The 15,268-nt window shown below is 52.9% G+C and carries 16 protein-coding genes; 3 read left to right on the forward strand and 13 right to left on the reverse strand.

Annotated features, from left to right (window positions below; genetic code table 11):
- Positions 1–2: 2 nt before the first annotated feature.
- The 7 genes from fliL to fliF all read right to left on the reverse strand — a co-directional run bounded on the left by fliL (position 3) and on the right by fliF (position 6,985).
- On the reverse strand, positions 3–470 hold the full coding sequence (fliL, locus tag SK35_RS09660; protein ID WP_003834054.1) for a flagellar basal body-associated protein FliL: 468 nt from the start codon (positions 468–470) through the stop codon (positions 3–5).
- Positions 471–574: 104 nt separating this feature from the next.
- Positions 575–1,789, reverse strand: coding sequence for a flagellar hook length control protein FliK (gene fliK / locus SK35_RS09665; RefSeq protein WP_048216060.1), 1,215 nt, complete (start codon positions 1,787–1,789; stop codon positions 575–577).
- Positions 1,786–2,229, reverse strand: a complete 444-nt coding sequence (fliJ, locus tag SK35_RS09670; RefSeq protein WP_048216061.1) for a flagellar export protein FliJ — start codon at positions 2,227–2,229, stop codon at positions 1,786–1,788. The genes fliK and fliJ overlap by 4 nt, the downstream gene beginning before the upstream one ends.
- A gap of 21 nt (positions 2,230–2,250) precedes the next feature.
- A complete protein-coding gene (fliI, locus tag SK35_RS09675) occupies positions 2,251–3,621 on the reverse strand; it encodes a flagellar protein export ATPase FliI (protein ID WP_048216062.1) in 1,371 nt (456 codons plus the stop codon).
- On the reverse strand, positions 3,621–4,328 hold the full coding sequence (gene fliH / locus SK35_RS09680; protein WP_003834049.1) for a flagellar assembly protein FliH: 708 nt from the start codon (positions 4,326–4,328) through the stop codon (positions 3,621–3,623). The genes fliI and fliH overlap by 1 nt, the downstream gene beginning before the upstream one ends.
- Positions 4,321–5,319 carry a flagellar motor switch protein FliG gene (fliG, locus tag SK35_RS09685; protein WP_003030443.1) on the reverse strand — a complete coding sequence of 333 codons (999 nt, stop codon included), beginning with the start codon at positions 5,317–5,319 and terminating at the stop codon, positions 4,321–4,323. Before fliG ends, fliH begins: the two co-directional genes overlap by 8 nt.
- Positions 5,312–6,985 (reverse strand): flagellar basal-body MS-ring/collar protein FliF, encoded by a 1,674-nt coding sequence (fliF, locus tag SK35_RS09690; RefSeq protein WP_008785112.1) that lies wholly within the window; start codon positions 6,983–6,985, stop codon positions 5,312–5,314. Before fliF ends, fliG begins: the two co-directional genes overlap by 8 nt.
- Before the next feature lie 216 nt (positions 6,986–7,201).
- Between fliF and fliE the strand changes: the two genes are divergently transcribed.
- On the forward strand, positions 7,202–7,516 hold the full coding sequence (fliE, locus tag SK35_RS09695; protein ID WP_003030448.1) for a flagellar hook-basal body complex protein FliE: 315 nt from the start codon (positions 7,202–7,204) through the stop codon (positions 7,514–7,516).
- 54 nt (positions 7,517–7,570) lie between these two features.
- Here fliE and yedF read toward each other — a convergent pair whose 3' ends face one another.
- Both yedF and yedE read right to left on the reverse strand, forming a co-directional pair.
- Positions 7,571–7,804, reverse strand: a complete 234-nt coding sequence (yedF, locus tag SK35_RS09700; RefSeq protein ID WP_000790504.1) for a sulfurtransferase-like selenium metabolism protein YedF — start codon at positions 7,802–7,804, stop codon at positions 7,571–7,573.
- On the reverse strand, positions 7,801–9,006 hold the full coding sequence (gene yedE / locus SK35_RS09705; protein ID WP_048216063.1) for a selenium metabolism membrane protein YedE/FdhT: 1,206 nt from the start codon (positions 9,004–9,006) through the stop codon (positions 7,801–7,803). Before yedE ends, yedF begins: the two co-directional genes overlap by 4 nt.
- A 185-nt stretch (positions 9,007–9,191) precedes the next feature.
- Here yedE and yedD point away from each other — a divergent pair, with 185 nt between their 5' ends.
- On the forward strand, positions 9,192–9,605 hold the full coding sequence (yedD, locus tag SK35_RS09710) for a lipoprotein YedD (protein WP_003030454.1): 414 nt from the start codon (positions 9,192–9,194) through the stop codon (positions 9,603–9,605).
- Positions 9,606–9,645: 40 nt separating this feature from the next.
- Here the strand turns inward: yedD and amyA are convergent, their stop codons facing one another.
- From amyA to fliD, 4 genes are all read right to left on the reverse strand, one after another.
- Positions 9,646–11,133 carry an alpha-amylase gene (gene amyA / locus SK35_RS09715; RefSeq protein WP_048216064.1) on the reverse strand — a complete coding sequence of 496 codons (1,488 nt, stop codon included), beginning with the start codon at positions 11,131–11,133 and terminating at the stop codon, positions 9,646–9,648.
- A gap of 68 nt (positions 11,134–11,201) precedes the next feature.
- Positions 11,202–11,573 (reverse strand): flagella biosynthesis regulatory protein FliT, encoded by a 372-nt coding sequence (gene fliT / locus SK35_RS09720; RefSeq protein WP_008785101.1) that lies wholly within the window; start codon positions 11,571–11,573, stop codon positions 11,202–11,204.
- Entirely contained in the window at positions 11,573–11,980 is a 408-nt protein-coding gene (fliS, locus tag SK35_RS09725) for a flagellar export chaperone FliS (RefSeq protein WP_048216065.1), read from the reverse strand. Before fliS ends, fliT begins: the two co-directional genes overlap by 1 nt.
- A 15-nt stretch (positions 11,981–11,995) precedes the next feature.
- Positions 11,996–13,396 (reverse strand): flagellar filament capping protein FliD, encoded by a 1,401-nt coding sequence (gene fliD / locus SK35_RS09730; protein ID WP_048216066.1) that lies wholly within the window; start codon positions 13,394–13,396, stop codon positions 11,996–11,998.
- A 255-nt stretch (positions 13,397–13,651) separates the two neighbouring features.
- Here fliD and SK35_RS09735 point away from each other — a divergent pair, with 255 nt between their 5' ends.
- Positions 13,652–15,223, forward strand: a complete 1,572-nt coding sequence (locus SK35_RS09735; protein ID WP_048216067.1) for a flagellin N-terminal helical domain-containing protein — start codon at positions 13,652–13,654, stop codon at positions 15,221–15,223.
- Positions 15,224–15,268: the final 45 nt, after the last annotated feature.

Here is a 15,268-nt window from a genome sequence, read left to right on the forward strand (position 1 = left end):
CTTTACCGCAGAATAAAAGCTGTATAAAGAACGTCGGTGACAACCTGTTTCGGCTGCCCGACAACGAGCGGAGTCGCCAGAGTCTCTTTGATGGCGGTAATCAGCTGTTGCTTACCTTCCTCGGTGGCGAGTGTGGCTGCATTCTGACGAGAGAACAGCAGCAGCAGGCGGCTGCGCACTTCCGGCAGATATTCGTTAAGACGTGAACGTGTCGCCTCATCTTTCATGCGCAGCGTGATACCGATATACAGCACACGATCTGCATCACCCAGATTGACGGTAAAGGTATCCAGCGCAAAGAACACCGGGGCTGGCGGTGGAGGCGGTTCCGCTTTGACGCTGGCGGACGGCTGCTGCTGCATGCGCCAGTAGCTATAACCCGCAGTTGCGCAGGCGGCGAGGGTAATTAATACCAGCAGAGGGATCCAAATAGCGCGTTTACTTTTTTTGTTAATCGCGGAGTCAGTCATCAGATACGGGCTTCCTGTTTCGGTACAGCTTATGGGCTGATTATCCCGTGTCCTGTCCACGACAAAGCGTGGAAAAGACGCGGATAATCATGCTACCTCTGGCGTTAGGCGAAGATGTCTACTGCGCCATCGCCGCGGGCAGCGGCTTGCAGCGAGGCTGGGGTTGCCAGTATTGCGTCATCTTCAGCGGCAAAAATGTCTTGTCCTTGAGCGCGACCAGCCTGCTGTTGCTGCCCGGAAGACTGCTGATGGCCAGCGAAGCTTTCACTGCTGATGTTGCTTTGCCCCAATTGGATCCCGCTTTCAGCCAACTGCGTACGCAGCATCGGTAATGCGGCTTCCAGTGCGGCGCGCACGTGACTGTGCGGTGAAACCATTTGCAACTGCGCGAGGTTGTCGTCCAGCTTGAGGGAAATATGTACCTGACCCAGGTCCTGCGGATGCAGACGCAGCTCTGCGCTTTGCTGGCCCTGGCGCGTGAACAATGTGACGTGCTGGCTCAGCGATTGCTGCCATTCATGGCTACCTAACGGAGCGCTTAACACCGGCGCGGCCGTCGGTAACGGTTGTGCGTGTGTCTGTGGACCACTTAGCGGGGCCGCAGTCATGCCAATGCTGGTCGGTGACGGGGTGCTATCGATTTCAGCTCTGGCGTTCGCCGCCGCCGTCAGCGGGGTTAGTGCTGGATTGTTTGCCTGATTAGCACCACCGCCAGCAATTGTGACATCCGCTTTGCCTTTTTTGGCATCACCCGGCAGCAATTCGTCTGCATTATCAGTCGTCGCGCCGAGTGCAGCGCCACGTGACAACGCCGAAAGCGTGGCATCAACCGGGGCTGGTGCGCTGTCGACGGCAGGCGTAGCCAGCGGTTGTCCTGGTAGCATGGCGAACAATGCGCTCAGGTTGGCGAGATCGTCATCACTCAGCGTAGTGTTTTTTTCGTCCTGCTGAGCGACTTTGCCCAGCGTCGTCAGGGCATTAGCTTTCAGTGAAGGTGTGAGAGCGGACAACAGTTGCTGAGCGTCTGTCATGTCGGCAAGAGAAGCCTCGGTTTGTTGCTCCTGTTGCGCCAACAGATCGGTTAATTTGACCGACTGTGCGGCATCGCCATTTTTTTGCAGTAACCCTTTTTGCAGCTTACTGCTGGCCGCCTGTAAGTCGGCAAGCGACAGCGGAGCGTCTTTACCCTGCGCGTCGCCCGCACCTAATGCGCCAGCCAGCAGCGCTAAAAAATCCTCGGGTGAATCTACCGCTTTGCCTGACTGAAGACCTGCGGCTACGTCGGTGTCGGTGGTAATCAGTTGGGGTAAAGTAATCATTCGGGTTTCCTCATAGCTGCGCGCTGAGCAAATTCATCCATTTTTTTCTGGTCCAGACGGTTTTCGGCCAGTAACGCCGCCGAGGTTTGTCTGTCCTGCAACGTCTGCCACGCCTGTAATCGTTGTTTTTTGTCGCGCCAACTGTTCAAAGCCATGTCCACTTTTTGCGTCCACTGATTGAGCTGTTGGCGGTGTTGCTCAATCGCTTTTTCCAGCGTCTGAATAAATTGCTGGTAGTTAATCCAGCGATTGCTGGTAATACCCTGGCCCATATCGGTATTCAGATTGTTGCGATACTCATGCTGATAATCGATCAGCATTTTTAACTGTTCTTCCGCCTGCTGACAGCCACGACGCATCTCTCCTAATAAGACAGCGGCGTCATCTACCTCTTTTTCAGCCAGGTCTTTCAGTGTTGCTAACGCACCATTTTGTGCCATGACCTATGCTCTCCTGCTTAATCACACACCAGGGAAAATCAGTTCTAAAGCTTGTAGAGAATCTTCCCAGTCAGCCCGTTCAAAGATGCCTTGCTGTAAAAACGATTCCAGCTGTGGCCATAAGGCGATGGCTTTATCCAGCATTGGATCGCTGCCTTTGGCATACGCCCCCACGCTGACCAGATCGCGGTTACGCTGGAAGCTGGATAGCAACTGTTTAAAGTTACGCACCCGCGCATAGTGTTGTTCACTAATGAGCGCGGTCATGGCGCGGCTGATCGAAGCTTCGATATCGATGGCCGGGTAATGACCTGCTTCGGCCAGATGGCGGGACAGCACAATGTGGCCGTCCAGAATCGCGCGCGCGGAATCGGCAATCGGGTCCTGCTGGTCATCACCCTCGGTCAGTACCGTATAAAACGCGGTAACTGAACCGCCGCCGTGTATACCGTTTCCGGCCCGTTCAACCAGCGCCGGTAATTTGGCGAATACTGACGGCGGATAACCTTTGGTTGCCGGTGGCTCGCCGATCGCCAGGGCTATCTCACGTTGCGCCATCGCATAGCGGGTGAGGGAATCCATAATCAGCAATACGTGCTGTCCGCGATCGCGGAAATCTTCGGCGATGCGCGTGGCGTAGGCCGCGCCTTGCATACGTAACAGCGGCGAGACGTCTGCCGGAGCGGCAATCACCACCGAGCGTGCGCGACCGTCAGCGCCGAGAATATTTTCAATAAAATCTTTAACTTCACGGCCACGCTCGCCAATCAGGCCCACGACGATGACGTCGGCCTGGGTATAACGCGCCATCATGCCGAGCAGGACGCTTTTACCGACGCCGGAACCTGCGAAAAGCCCCATACGCTGGCCGCGACCAACGGTTAATAACGCGTTGATGGGGCGTACACCGGTATCCAGGACGTGTTCAATTGCGGTACGTTGCAGCGGGTTAAACGGCGGCGTAATCAGAGCGCCGGTTTCGGTGGTATCTGGGGCGGGCAGTCCGTCGAGCGGTTTGCCGCTACCGTCCAGCACACGACCCAGCAGAGCAGGGCCAAGCGGTAATTGCTTCCCGCTTTGCAGACCTTCTCCGGCAATGTTCTTCGCGTATACGCGTGCGCCGGGCAGAACGCCTTCGACCTCTTCGAGCGGCATCAGAAACAGACGTTGACCGTTAAAGCCTACGACTTCGCTTTCAACTTCCTGGGTTTCGTTGCCATCCTGGCGTTCAATGACGCAGGTGGCACCCAGCGGCAGCTGTAACCCCGTAGCTTCCAGCACCAGCCCGGTTGCGCGGGTCAGACGACCGTAACGACGCACCGCAGGCAGCAGCGACATTTTCTCTTCGAAGTTGTCCAGCGTATTGAGCCAGCGAGTCAGGCGAGTGGTCATTACACGACTCCCGGCGCTGCCAGACGGCAGAGTTCTTGCCAGCGTGTGGCGACGCTGGCATCCAGATCGCCTTCGTCGGCTGAGACTTTACAACCGCCGTGATGCAGCGTGGGATCACCGCGCAGCCGCCAGCCGTGCAGGCTGAGAGTGGCACCGAGCATCTCCTCAACACGCTGGAGATCGTCCGGATGTACGCGCAGCTGCGGCTTACCGCTAAACAGCGGTTCCTGTTGCAATAACTGTTGGATCTGCTTAATCAGCGCAGCGTTATCCACGATAGGCGTCTGACCAATCACCTGACGCGCAGCTTCCAGCGCCATTTGCATCAGGCGCGAGGCAATGACGCTGTCCAGTGCGTCCAGCGTATTCTGAAACTCGCTCACCAGCTGCTGCATACGGGCATGAATCGGCGCATGCTGCGCACGCGCCTGGTTCTGGCCTTGCTCCAGCCCCTGGCTCAGACCTTCCTGATAGCCTTGTTCATGACCCTTTTGTCGACCTTCCGCCAGCCCCGCGTTATACCCTTGCTCATGGGCCTGCATTTGCAGCTGTGCGAGCTGTTGTTCAAGCTGTTGCTCTGCCGAAAGCTCGGGTTCTTCCGTCTCTTCGGACAGCGGCGTTTCGCTGTGGTCGGCCAGCACGAACTCTGCCATCGGTGGGGCGAGATCGTCCGGAGTCCAGACTTTCCACGGCAGTTCGTTAGACATAGGTATCCTCGCCGCTGCCGATCACCATCTCGCCGGTTTCCGCCAGACGACGCACAATAAGCAGAATCGCTTTCTGTTCGTTTTCCACCTGCGACAAGCGCACCGGACCGCGGTTGGCAAGGTCGTCGCGCAGAATATCGGCAGCACGTTGCGACATGTTGCGCAGGAACTTCTCGCGTAGCGGCTGTTCGGCACCTTTCAGCGCAATCAGCAGCGATTCGGAATCCACTTCCTGCAGCAGGCGTTGGATACTGCGATCGTCGACGTCCACCAGGTTTTCGAACAGGAACATCTCGTCGATAATTTTCTGCGCCAGTTCGCCGTCGAACTCGCGTACGGCGGTGATAACCGCTTCTTCCTGCTGGGTTTTCATCAGGTTGATAATTTCTGCCGCCGTTCTCACGCCGCCCATTTTGCTGCGCTTGAGGTTCTGGCCATCGAGCAGACCGTTCAGTACCTCGGTCAGTTCTGCCAGCGCGGCAGGCTGTACGCCGCCGAAGGTGGCGATACGCAGCATCACGTCGTGACGTAAACGCTCGTCGAACAGCGCCAGAATATCGGCGGCCTGGCCCCGTTTGAGGTGCACCAGAATGGTGGCGATAATTTGCGGATGCTCGTCGCGGATAAGGTCGGCGGCGCTTTGCGGCTCCATAAAGTTGAGCGTTTCAATGCCGCTGGTGGTATCGCGGGTTTCCAGAATATCTTCCAGCAGGCTGGAGGCGCGTTCCTCGCCCAGCGCTTTCACCAGCACGGAGCGCAGATATTCGTTGGCATTGATATTCAGCGCGGCAAACTGTTCTGCTTCTTGCTCAAATTCGGCCAGCACTTCAGTCAACTGTTTGTTGGAGATCTGGCGTACGTTCGCCATCGCTGTACTCAGCGCCTGAACTTCGCGCGTGGAAAGGTGTTTAAACACCTCTGCCGCGCGATCTTCGCCAATGGTCATCAGCAGGATGACGCTTTTATCGGTACCGGTAAGGGCATTACTCATGATCGTTACTCATCCACTGGCGAATGACCAGCGCCACGACGCGCGGATCGTTATCTGACATTTCACGAATACGCTGGCTCATCACTTCTGCACCCAGACGCTGATTCGTACGACGCTGCTGGGTCTGTTCGTCTTTGCTGAGGCGAACTTCTACCGCTTCTTCGGTTTCCTGACGGATACGCGTTTGTTCTTGTACCGCTTTTGCTTCTTCGCTGCGGCGAACCAACTGCGGGCGAACAGCTTTGCGCCACAGGATCCAGGCAACTAGCAGAACCAGTAACCAACGACCTGCGGTCATCAACTGATCAATAAAGAACGGCTGTTTCCAGAACGGCAGCTCGCCCATGGAATCGTCGGTCGCCGTGAACGGAGAGTTCACCACGTTCAGGGTATCGCCACGTTTGTCGGAGAAGCCCATCGCTTCGCGGGTCAGATCCTCAATCTGTTTCATCTGATCGGCGGTTAGCGGCAGCGGTTTGCCGTCCGGCAACGTTTTATAGTTGACCACCACTGCAACCGAGAGACGCTGCACATCCCCGACGTTCATTTTGGTGTGGCGAATGGTACGGTCGACTTCATAGTTGCTGGTTTCATTGCGCTGCGTACTGCGTGGACCGGCATTATTGCTGTTATTTGCCGTCTGCGTGGTTTGCGCATTTTGCTGATTAGCCGGAGGGTTGGCGATTGGCGCGGTATTTGCCGGTGCTGGCTGATTAGACAATGCGCCCGGTACGCCGCCTGGCGCTCCGCTTCCGATCTGCTCGCTGACGTTTAACTGGCGTGAACGCAGCACGGCCTGGGAATCATCACCGTTTGGACGGTACTGTTCTTCGGTTTGCTCTTTATTAGCAAAATCCAGCTGCGCGGTGACCTGCGCATGTACGTTACCGTTGCCGACAATCGGCGACAGGATCGATTCGATACGACGTTGAACGCGGCCTTCGACATCGCTGGCGTATTTCAACTGCGCATCGTTAAGATCGCGGCTGCTGGTGTTCGACTGAGTTAACAGATGACCTGCCTGGTCGACCAGCGTAACGTTGCCCGGCGGTAACCCTGCGACAGCGCTGGAAACCAGATGCGTGACCGCACTGATCTGACCTTCATCCAGTGCGCGACCCGGTTCAAGATTCACGGTCACGGAGGCTGAAGGCGCTTTTTGCTCACGCACAAACAGCGACGGTTTCGGCATTGCCAGATGCACGCGGGCGCGTTTTACCGGTCCCAGCGTTTCAATGGTACGGGCTAATTCACCTTCCAGCGCACGCTGGTAGTTGACCTGCTCGCTAAACTGGCTGATACCAAACTTTTCCTGATCCAGCAGTTCAAAACCAACGGCGCCGCCTTTCGGCAGGCCTTGCTGCGCCAGACGTAAACGTAGTTCGTGGACTTTATCGGCAGGAACTTCTATAGCACCACTTCCCTCTGTAAAACGATAGGGAACGTTCATCTGCGTCAGTTGGGTGACAATCGCGCCACCATCCTGATCGGAAAGATTGCTGAACAGCGTGCGATAGTCAGGCGCTTTGGCCCACAGGACCATCGCCACGATGATAGCGACGGCAGCGGCTCCCGCCACAATCAAAGGAATTCTGGGATTCGCGCGCAGGCGGTTTAACCACTCGAGAGGTTTAAGCTGGGTTGCAGTCGATGCTGTCGCACTCATCTCGCACCTCGTGGCTTATCGTGGACGGCGTTTTTTGCAAAGTGGAACAAGACTCACTCCCGGGTCAGCAAACTCGAAAAATTGACGGTCTCATTATTTGCGGTTTCGAATTTTTCTATGCGTTAAAAACCGTGGTTTTTTATCGTTATTTAACGCCTTTATCTTATTGACTAACTGGTAATCTCAGCTACGTAAAAAATCATCCAGGGGATCAGAATGTCGGCAATACAGGGGATTGAAGGGGTCATCAGCCAGTTACAGGCCACGGCGATGTCAGCAAAAATGCAGGATATGCAGCCACAACCGACCGTGAGTTTTGCCGGACAACTGCATGCGGCGTTAGACAGAATCAGCGATGTGCAAACCGCGTCCCGTACGCAGGCGGAGAAATTTACCCTGGGTGAGCCGGGTATTGCGTTAAATGATGTGATGACCGATATGCAAAAGGCGTCGGTATCGATGCAGATGGGTATTCAGGTGCGTAACAAACTGGTGTCGGCGTATCAGGAAGTGATGTCGATGCAGGTGTAGGGACAACGTGCTGGGAATGTTTGCCGGATAAGCGCAGTGCCATCCGGCAACCAGTTACTTCTGAATCAAATAGCGGATCGTTGGACCATCCTGCTGAATATCCAGCACCGTATAGCCGTGATTACGCGCATCCAGTGGTATATTGTTGATTGACTGCGGGCAATCGCTCACCACTTCCAGAATTTCACCTTTCTTCAATTGCGGCATCGCTTCCAGCGTGGCTACAGCCGGATATGGACACGGTTCGCCGACCATATCGAGGCGATAATCAGGCACGATATTTTTCATACAGACTCCTTGGCAGGCGTCAGCCCTGCGCGACGGAAGAAACGTTTTTCCCAGCCGATAATCAGCATCAGCGCGGCAAACAACAGCAGATAGGTCACCAGCAGACCGCCGAGCGGACCGAAGGTGTTGAGCAGATTCACTTTGTCCCAGTTGGTGGCAAGCGCGGGAGCAAAATCATCCCAGTAGTAGGCCAGAATGGTCGATCCAATAACGTTGCCAAGACCAACCCACCAGTAATGCACCTGGCCTTCGACGGCGCGATACATCCAGCCGGTTTCACATCCGCCCGCTAAAACGATGCCAAAGCCAAACAGCAAGCCGCCGATCACCGCATTTGGACCCGCCCACATGATTTTAGGCTCGACGCCCAGTTGCACGTAGCTAAAGATACCGATGGCGCTGACCGCCATCCCGAAGATGATCGCTTTTGCCATATGGGTGCGACCGGAAATCCACAGGTCGCGGAAGGCGGAGGTGAAGCAGATTTGCGCCCGTTCAATCAGCAGTCCGAACCCGACGCCGAACAGCATCGCCAGACCGAGCTTGGGGTTATCCATCGCCGTGAGTAGCGCCCAGCCGATCATGCCGATAAACACCAGCATGCCCAGGCGGAAACGGCGACGGGCCTGATCCGGCTTTTGCGTTAACGGCGAAGCGGCGGAGACTTTCTGCATTTTGACCGGAATACGGAACATTGGCAGCAGGGTAAAGCGTGCACCAAACCAGGAGCCAATAGCTGTGGCCAGCGCAAAAAACCAGGCGTGTAGCGAGAACTGCGGAATGCCGGTGAAGAATGCGGCCAGGTTACAGCCCATTGCCAGCCGTGCGCCGAATCCGGCGATTGCCCCGCCGACTATCGCCTGCATAATGCGCACTCGACTGCGCGGCATGCGTAACTTGACGTTGTTGGCCCACAGTGCGGCAGCAAAACAGCCGCCGAACATACCGAGGATCATCATTCCGTCGATGCGGGTCAGGGGCGAGCCTTCGAGATGGATCAGCTTGTAGTATCCCCACTCTTCGGCGTGCACACCAAACAGTTGCAGGATTTGACCACCCCAGCGGGTGAATTCACCGGTAACGGCCCAGAAGGTTCCCGTAATGCCGAAATAATAAGTAGAGAGAATACCCGCTGCGATGACCGCAGGGGCGGGGGCCCAAAATTTAATTAACCAGGCCTGTTTGAAGTGTTGCCATGACATGCGTTGTGCCTCTGAACTCAGAAGGTATGTAACAAGAAGTGTGGATACTACACCGTTCAGAATTTTTGACTATGAGTAATAAGAGGTAACACCGTCTGGATCAATCTTTCTCAACGCTGCCGAAAGGCTGGCGACATCAGGCCTTTAATGCCACAATCCCATTTTCTTCGCATGCAGGATGAATGATGAAAAAATTAGCAATCGTTGGTGTATTTCTGGCGCTTACCGGATGCGCCGAAGTAGAAAATTATAACGACGTGGTGAAAACGCCAGCGCCAGCCGGTCTGGAAGGATACTGGCAGTCAAAAGGTCCGCAACGCAGCCTGGTGAGTCCGGAAGCGATTGCCAGCCTGGTGATAACGAAAGAGGGCGATACGCTGGATTGTCGCCAGTGGCAGCGGGTGATCGCGCTGCCGGGGAAACTGACGATGCTCTCTGGCGATCTCACCAACGTGACGGTGAAACGCGAGCTGTACGAGATCGAGCGCGAAGGCAATACGCTGGAATATGACGGTATGACGCTGCAGCGGGTGGATCGCCCGACGCAGGAATGTGCTGACGCGTTAAAGAAAACGCCGCTGGCAACACCGCTGCCATAAGCCGTACGCCCCGGTAACCATCGGTCACCGGGGTTGAGCTTTACAACACGTCTTCAATCACCCACACGCTGACGCTCCCGCCGTTACAGAAAAACGTCGCTTCGCCGTTTTCATCGGTTACCACGCTTTCTTCACGATTTCCCAGATAGTCCCGCCAGGTTTTATTGCCATAATTGGCGCCGAGATTGATGGTCTTTTCTCCGTCATCGCCGTTAGACAGCACCACCACACAGCCGGGATCCTCATCCGTACCGCTGCGGCTAAAAGCGATACAGTTAGGATGATCGAAAAAGAGCGTCTGTACCCCATGCGCGAAGCGCTGGCGTGCGAGGATCAGTTCATCAAGTTGTTCAATGATCGGCATGTCGATAGGATAGGTTTCGCCATCGCCGCCGGTGTCTTCGTAATGCGCTCCGTAGAGGTCAGGGTAAAACACCGACGGTACGCCGTTTTCGCGTAACAGGATCAGCGCATAGGCCAGCGGCTTAAACCACGGCTCGACGGGAGCTTCGAGTGCCTGCAAGGGTTGGGTGTCGTGATTGGCCACCAGCGTGACGGCATGAAACGGATCGGCCTCCACTAACGTGTCGGTAAAAATCTGGCTCATGTCGTAATCGCGGCCCTGACGGGAGGCCTCGTGGAATTTCATCTGCAAAGGGGCATCGAACAGCATGGTTTTCCCCTCCACCTGGTTAATGTAGGTTTGCAGTTTGTCGACCTCGTGGGACCAGTATTCCGCCACAATAAACAGCGGCTTGGGTGCAACCTCCTGCACGTGCTCAATCCACTCTTTGTAAAACCATGCCGGAATATGTTTCACGGCATCTAAACGAAAACCGTCACACTGGGTTTGCTCCATTACCCAACGCGCCCAGTATTTGAGCTCCTCAGTCACCGCGTGATTGCGAAAATCAATGTTTTCGCCCATCAGATAATCAAAATTACCCAACTCATCATCGACCTGATCGTTCCAGCCTTCTCCGGTGTAATCGTTAACGATTTTAAAAATCCCGTCTTCGGTTGGATTCTCGATATGGTCAATGCCGCTGAAGCATTTAAAGTCCCAAATGAATTGCGAATACTGGCCAGCGCGGGCAGGGAAGGTATAGCGCGTCCAGCCTTCGCACTCGACAATCTCATCATCTATTTGCGTGCGATCTTCGGCGTTAACGCGCTGGACGCGGATCTTTTCTTTCTCATCAGCGCCCATTTTGTGGTTAACCACCACGTCCAGCAGTACGGCAATATCATTGTGCTTAAGTGCGTCAATCGCCGCCAGCAGCTGGTTTTTATCACCGTATTTGGTGGCGACGGTTCCCTTTTGGTCAAACTCGCCCAGGTCAAACAGATCGTACGAGTCGTAGCCAACGGAATAACCGCCGGATGCGCCTTTATAGGCGGGGGGCAGCCACACCATATTGATGCCGATATCATTGAGTCCGCCTGCGCGTTCGGCAAGCTCGGGCCAGAGTTGACCCCCATCAGGGTAATACCAGTGGAAGTACTGCAATAACGTGGGATTTTTCATCTTCCGTGCTCCAGAAGTCGTTTGGCCGACCTCTGGAGTATGGAAGATAATTCAGACGAGACGGGAAATTATTGTGGCGAGGTGGGGGCGTCGGGTACCAGCAGCATACCGGAAAGACGACCATAGGCGTTATTGAGCGTCTTTTGGCGTGTCGACTGGCCGATGAGGTTGCTGAGCTCATCCAGTCGCTGCTGCAACAACGTTTTGAGTAATTGTTCGTTATCCAGCGTTTGCTTAATATACCCGGCTACTAAGTCCTGAATACTTCGCGTAATGCCCGGTGGAGTTTGCTCTTCCATGACCACTTCAATACTTTGCAGATAGGTAACTTCCTGTTCCAGTAAAAGGTCCCATTCACCGCGCTGCGCCAGTTCCAGCAGCGAGTGACTGAGTAGCGCGATGCGCTGCCAACGGTTGATAAACTCCACGGCTGAGGTCATTAACGAGACTCCTGGGACGACGCTTTCGGTGAGATCTGTTTCCAGGCATCTGCAATGTTGCCGAGTAACTCTTCGACTTCTTCAATGGCCTGACAATCATTACGCAAGTTAGCTTGCAGTAAACGGCGGATCATATAGTCATACAGCGAGGACAGGTTGGTGGCGATTTCACCGCCAGTTTCCTGATCCAGGCCTGCTTTCAGACCATTGTCGATAATGTTAATGGCTTTGCTTAAGGCCTCGCCTTTGGCGACGATATCACCCTGTTGCATAAACAGGCGAGCGCGCACGAGGGCGCTGTTCGCGCCATCAAACAACATTTCAATCAGCTGATGCGGATTGGCGCTCATTACGCCACTCTCTATGCTGACCTGTGCATAGGCTTTGGTACCGCTCGCGGTATACATGCTTACCTCGTGTTATCAGGATTTATTCATCGCCGTAAATTGTTGGCTCAGATAGTTGCTGGTGTTGTTGAGCTTGCTCATCATGGTGTCCAACTGTGTGAACTGTGCCGTGTAACGCGCAACCGTATCTTCAATGCTGGCGCTGACCGACAGATACTGCTTAGTCAGTTTTTTCAGTGTGGCGTTAATACTGTCTTGCGCATTGTCGATAATACCGTCATCAGCCAAATAGCTTTTTACTTCGGTGGCAATTTTGGTGGTAATACCGGTTTCTTTTCCATCGCCAACCAGCAGTTCACGCACGGAGGCTGTATTTTCGTTCAGCGCCTTCTTAAGCTTATCATCATCAATTTTCAGCTTGCCGGTTGCGCCGTCCTGCTTAATACCAATTTCATTTAATGTTTTGAATGCGCCATCGCTTGCACCATTAGCAAATTGTGCGCGGATACCGGTTTGAATGGTGCGAACTACGCTGTCACCAAGTAATGCACCATTACTTTTATCCTGTTCTTCTGCGCCAGGGTCAACGGCCTTGTATTTGGTCAACGTATTAAATGTATCAAGCAGAGAATTATAAGCATCCACCCAGCCTTTGATGGCTTCAGTGGCTTTCTCATTACTTTTCGTTACGGTGACACGTGCGTCAGTGACTTTTTTGGTTAGTTCCAGCGTAACACCCTGCGGAGCATCGGTTACTTTATTGCTCTGACGCTCGATATCGATACCGTTCATGGTGAGTTTAGCGTTTTGTGCTTCAACCAATTCGTCCATTTTACCAGTGCCGGCTTTACTGTCGTAGGCCAGCAGATCGTTGAGTTTGCTGTCACCATCAACCGAGATAGTCATTTTGCTATCCGTACCTTCGGCTGCAGTCAGTACAAGACGGAACTCTTTTTCATTAACTTTAACAATACTGGCTGAAATACCACTATCAGTATCGTTTATTGCTTTGCTGATATCGTCCAGTGTGGTTTTGTCTTGAGAGAGTTTGATCTCCAGCGGCTCTTTACGGCCAGGTTGTTCAATCTTAATGGTACGGCTAGCGGAACCGTTACCCAATGCATCTTTACTTGAGGATACGTTTGCTGTGCTCAAAGATTGCGCCTGAGCCAGTTGTGTGACGCTGATGGTATAAATGCCTGGTGCTGCCCCGGCCTCAGTGGATACTTTTAGATCTTCAGTGCTGCTGGTAACGGTAGTACTTCTAAATAATTCGGCTTTATTAAGTGCACTATTTGCTGTCTGGAATTTTTCCAATGAGCTTTTTAATGTGCCATAAGCTGTCAGACGAGATGTATTGTCGCTCTGTTGTTGTGTGATTGGGTTTAAGCGTTTTTTCTCAGCTATGGTCAGATTCGTTAGCAATGTATCCAGCGGCAGATTTGAACCGACGCCCAGAGAAGTAAATGAAGCCATGCCTAATTCCTTTTGATTGCAAACAGTAGTTAAGCGGGTTATCGGCAATCTGCGCGCAAAGTTTAATGATAGTTTTGTAAAAATAATGCGCAGAATAGTGGCATATAAAGAGGGTATTTCAGGGGCTAAGAAAAAAGAGAGCGGAAAGTAAAAATTTTCTAAAGTTCGAATTTAAGGTGCCGATACATGGGTTACGGTCAGAAACCGTGGGCAACAGCCCAATAACATCAAGTTGTAATTGATAAGGAAAAGATCATGGCACAAGTCATCAATACAAACAGCCTGTCGCTGTTGACCCAGAACAACCTGAACAAATCTCAGTCTTCTCTGAGTTCCGCTATCGAGCGTCTGTCTTCCGGTCTGCGTATCAACAGCGCGAAAGACGATGCTGCTGGTCAGGCGATTGCTAACCGCTTCACCTCTAACATCAAAGGCTTGACTCAGGCTTCCCGTAACGCCAACGACGGTATCTCCGTTGCTCAGACTACAGAAGGCGCACTGTCCGAAATCAACAACAACCTGCAGCGTATCCGTGAACTGTCCGTTCAGGCTACCAACGGTACCAACTCAGATTCCGACTTGAACTCCATTCAGGACGAAATTACCCAGCGTCTGAGCGAAATTGACCGCGTATCCGGTCAGACTCAGTTTAACGGTGTGAAGGTACTGGCCGCTGATCAGACCATGAAAATCCAGGTTGGTGCTAACGATGGTGAAACCATTGAAATTCAACTGGATAAAATTGATGCTAAAACTTTAGGTCTGGATAGCTTCAGTGTAGCGCCGGGTAAAGTTCCGATGTCATCGTCTGTTACTTTGAAAAGCGAAGCTGCACCTGATCTTACTAAAGTAAACCCTGCTGATGGTAAAGCTAATGGTGTCGACGCTTTCGGTGCAACTTATAAAAATATTGCACTTGATACATATTTCAATACATCTACGGCTACTGGTGATAAGACTAATGTTTTAGGTGGTGCCGATGCAGATGTTCGTCAAATTCAAGTTGAGGGACAAACATATTTTGTTGCTCAAAAAGGAAACGCAGCAGGTGGCGAGTACCAACTCCTTAAACAGAATGGTACAGGTTATGACAAGGTTACTGTTGATGGTAATGATGTGCAACTGGCGAATTTTGGTGGTCGTGTTACCGCGTTTGTAGATGATGGTTCTGGCGCCGCAAAATCTGTTGACTTAGCTGCAGGTAAAGTTGGTAAAGCGCTTGCATATAATGATGCACCGATGTCAGTATACTTTGAAGGTAAAAACCTTGACGTTCATCAAATTCAAGATAAGGATGGGGTAGCTCAAGCAAATAAATTTGTCGCAAAAACCTCCGATGGGAAATACCTTGCTGTCAATGTAGATGCCGCGACTGGCAATACAACAGTCATTACTGACCCGAATGGTAAGGCAGTTGAATGGGCTGTAAATAAAGATGGTAATTCGCAAGCCATTATGCGCGAAGGTGACAAAATTTATGCTGCCACTATTACTAATACCACGGCGGCCAAAGGTACTGAGATTTCAGCTTCAGATATGAAGGCGTTGGCAACTTCAAATCCACTGGAAAAACTGGATTCAGCGCTGGCCAAAGTTGACAAACTGCGAAGCTCTCTGGGGGCGGTGCAGAACCGTTTCGATTCTGCTATCACAAACTTGGGCAATACCGTCAACAACCTGTCTTCTGCTCGTAGCCGTATCGAAGACGCGGATTACGCGACCGAAGTATCTAACATGTCTCGCGCTCAGATCCTGCAACAGGCAGGTACCTCTGTTCTGGCACAGGCTAATCAGACCACGCAAAACGTACTCTCTTTACTGCGTTAATCCATCGATTAGCTTGTTCAGTTGTTAGAGACAATAAAGGCAGCG

This window comes from Citrobacter sp. MGH105 (genome assembly GCF_001037485.2).
GTDB classification, from domain to species: domain Bacteria; phylum Pseudomonadota; class Gammaproteobacteria; order Enterobacterales; family Enterobacteriaceae; genus Citrobacter; species Citrobacter portucalensis.

Excerpts from the sequence above, each read along its gene's own strand:
- fliL (WP_003834054.1), bottom strand. The coding sequence starts at position 470 with ATGACTGACTCCGCGATTAACAAAAAAAGTAAACGCGCTATTTGGATC.
- fliK (WP_048216060.1), bottom strand. The coding sequence starts at position 1,789 with ATGATTACTTTACCCCAACTGATTACCACCGACACCGACGTAGCCGCA.
- fliJ (WP_048216061.1), bottom strand. The coding sequence starts at position 2,229 with ATGGCACAAAATGGTGCGTTAGCAACACTGAAAGACCTGGCTGAAAAA.
- fliI (WP_048216062.1), bottom strand. The coding sequence starts at position 3,621 with ATGACCACTCGCCTGACTCGCTGGCTCAATACGCTGGACAACTTCGAA.
- fliH (WP_003834049.1), bottom strand. The coding sequence starts at position 4,328 with ATGTCTAACGAACTGCCGTGGAAAGTCTGGACTCCGGACGATCTCGCC.
- fliG (WP_003030443.1), bottom strand. The coding sequence starts at position 5,319 with ATGAGTAATGCCCTTACCGGTACCGATAAAAGCGTCATCCTGCTGATG.
- fliF (WP_008785112.1), bottom strand. The coding sequence starts at position 6,985 with ATGAGTGCGACAGCATCGACTGCAACCCAGCTTAAACCTCTCGAGTGG.
- fliE (WP_003030448.1), top strand. The coding sequence starts at position 7,202 with ATGTCGGCAATACAGGGGATTGAAGGGGTCATCAGCCAGTTACAGGCC.
- yedF (WP_000790504.1), bottom strand. The coding sequence starts at position 7,804 with ATGAAAAATATCGTGCCTGATTATCGCCTCGATATGGTCGGCGAACCG.
- yedE (WP_048216063.1), bottom strand. The coding sequence starts at position 9,006 with ATGTCATGGCAACACTTCAAACAGGCCTGGTTAATTAAATTTTGGGCC.
- yedD (WP_003030454.1), top strand. The coding sequence starts at position 9,192 with ATGAAAAAATTAGCAATCGTTGGTGTATTTCTGGCGCTTACCGGATGC.
- amyA (WP_048216064.1), bottom strand. The coding sequence starts at position 11,133 with ATGAAAAATCCCACGTTATTGCAGTACTTCCACTGGTATTACCCTGAT.
- fliT (WP_008785101.1), bottom strand. The coding sequence starts at position 11,573 with ATGACCTCAGCCGTGGAGTTTATCAACCGTTGGCAGCGCATCGCGCTA.
- fliS (WP_048216065.1), bottom strand. The coding sequence starts at position 11,980 with ATGTATACCGCGAGCGGTACCAAAGCCTATGCACAGGTCAGCATAGAG.
- fliD (WP_048216066.1), bottom strand. The coding sequence starts at position 13,396 with ATGGCTTCATTTACTTCTCTGGGCGTCGGTTCAAATCTGCCGCTGGAT.
- SK35_RS09735 (WP_048216067.1), top strand. The coding sequence starts at position 13,652 with ATGGCACAAGTCATCAATACAAACAGCCTGTCGCTGTTGACCCAGAAC.